This is a genomic window from Pseudoalteromonas sp. AWH4_217, from assembly GCF_056161105.1.
The window spans coordinates 1-2,223 of the sequence record NZ_JBSWYM010000047.1; the positions used below are offsets into that span (position 1 = coordinate 1).

The 2,223-nt window shown below is 41.0% G+C and carries 2 protein-coding genes; one reads left to right on the forward strand and one right to left on the reverse strand.

The genetic code is table 11. The features are described 5' to 3' along the window. Positions 1–551: 551 nt before the first annotated feature. Positions 552–941, reverse strand: a complete 390-nt coding sequence (locus tag ACXAH1_RS24560; RefSeq protein ID WP_475200327.1) for a hypothetical protein — start codon at positions 939–941, stop codon at positions 552–554. Positions 942–1,068: 127 nt separating this feature from the next. Between ACXAH1_RS24560 and ACXAH1_RS24565 the strand changes: the two genes are divergently transcribed. Continuing rightward, the coding region (locus tag ACXAH1_RS24565) for an IS110 family RNA-guided transposase (protein WP_475200328.1) at positions 1,069–2,223 on the forward strand (1,155 nt) is incomplete at its 3' end.

Consider the following 2,223-nt stretch of genomic DNA (forward strand, 5'->3'; position numbering starts at 1 on the left):
AAATTTGATTACGTGCCACATAGGTTCGAATCCAAGTTGAACGACGTGTTAAACTTTCTCGCACATGGCGAGTGAACAGTAAAACACAAGCGGCAAAACACAGGCACCCAGAGTTATCTGTCTCTTTTTTAGGTTGACAGACAAGTTTTTGAATGAGTGTCTGCGATGTTTTATTTTACAGGTAAGTGTTGTCGAAGTAATAAGCCCATTCGCCTTGATTAGACACACCATTGGTGCGCGTTATTTAGGCAATGCATTAAATCGTTTGCACCTTAGCTGAGCCTTTAACTAACTGGACGAATGAGCCACCCCCTTGAGTAGCGCCAGATTAGGGTTAACCGATGAATGTCTAGTGGCCCTAAACGATAATGATTTAGGCAGCGACGAGATCGCAATAAGAGCCCCTCAATATGTGTTTGTCGTAAACGATTTTAACGGCTAACCGACATAGCGAAGTTGAATAGATTTAAGAATTGCCATTACAAATTAGCTGCTTAAGAGCAGCTAAAAAGAATCGTTATGTTTACTTGACCAGAGAAGGTTCATATGTGTTATAAGCCGTAATTACAGCCAAGCAACCGTGAACGAATATATTTGTCATTTTTGCGCACTGTCAAATCACTATATATTTTGCACCACTCTTCGTGGTTTCCGTAGTCTGCAATTTTATAGACTATTAAATCTAAATTTCTATTTGTGATTTCAGGGTGATTAAGAGTGTCAATAAATTTAGTAGAATTTTTCAAGCCCCAATTTACGATTGCCCCATAGGTAGCAGCCCCCGGAGCTTCACCTTTATACTCATTCAAATAATCAATAATTTGCTCACTAGAAGGGTTTTTATCTAAAAATGCAATAGTAGCTCTATTTGCTTCACAGATTGAATCGCACTCACAGCCAACTAATAGTAATGCAACTAGTGTCACCGAAAGTCGATTCATATGCCAAACTCTCCTAGGCTTATAGACATAATGACTCCCACACGGTGCTAGCCTCCGCATTTTCGTGGGTTAGCTTAAAGCCAGAGCCATAATTAGTTTGTCAAATAACTAAATAGCAGAGGCTAGCATGACTAAACATAACATACTTTTCATTGGCTTAGATACTCATAAAGAGTTCATTGAAGTTGCCTATATTGAAGACAACCGAGGCGCACAACCCATTCATTTCGGTCGTATTTCTTCAGCTAAAGTCACTATTAAAAAGCTTATCAGACAATTTGAATCTAAATACCCTAACACTACGCTCCATTTCGTTTATGAGGCTGGCCCCTGCGGTTACTGGATTTATCGGTTAATCACTAGTCTTGGTCATTGCTGCTATGTGGTTGCCCCTTCTCTCATTCCTAAAAAACCTGGCGAGCGTGTAAAAACTGACAAACGTGATGCACTTAAACTAGCTAAATTACTTAAGTCTGAAGACTTAACCCCTATTTATGTACCTGAGCCGGAAGATGAAGCTATTCGTGATTTATCTCGTGCTCGAGAAGTTGCGATGAAAGATTTAAAAGATGCAAAGTACCAGCTAAAAGCAATGCTTCTTCGCAACAACATTAACTATGCTGGCACAGCAAACTGGTCTCTCAAACACTTACGTTGGCTCACAGAACTGGTATTGCCACATCCTGCACAACAAATCGTTTTACAAGAGTTTATTCAAACCATAAACGAGCGAACTGCACGATTGGAGCGACTCGACAATGAGCTCTCTCATCATGTTTATCAATGGCGTTACTACCCTGTAGTTAAAGCAATCCAAGCTATGCGCGGCATTCGCTTACTCGTGGCCGCTGGTATTGTCGCTGAGCTTGGTGATTTAACCCGCTTCGACCATCCGCGAAAACTCATGAGTTATCTTGGGCTCGTTCCGAGTGAACACTCGAGTGGTGGTAAAAGGCATATTGGCGCAATTACTAAATGTGGCAATGGTCGTGCAAGGCGCTTATTAGTCGAAGGTGCTCACAGTTACCGTCATGCAGCCAACATATCGACTGAGTTACAAAAACGACAAGAAGGCTTACCAAAGCAACTTATTGATATTGCATGGAAAGCACAATTAAGGTTCTGTAAACGTTATAAAAAGCTTATAAATAAAGGTAAGCATTACCGCAAAGGGAAGACACCCAGCGTTACTTATCCCCTTTTCGGGTTCTCAGTTGATGAATACGAGTGTTATATAGATTTAAATAAGCGAGAAACCGCGAGAGGTGGCTTCATGGGTGAG

Coding starts and splice junctions, on each gene's coding strand:
- ACXAH1_RS24560 (WP_475200327.1), bottom strand. CDS start 941: ATGAATCGACTTTCGGTGACACTAGTTGCATTACTATTAGTTGGCTGT.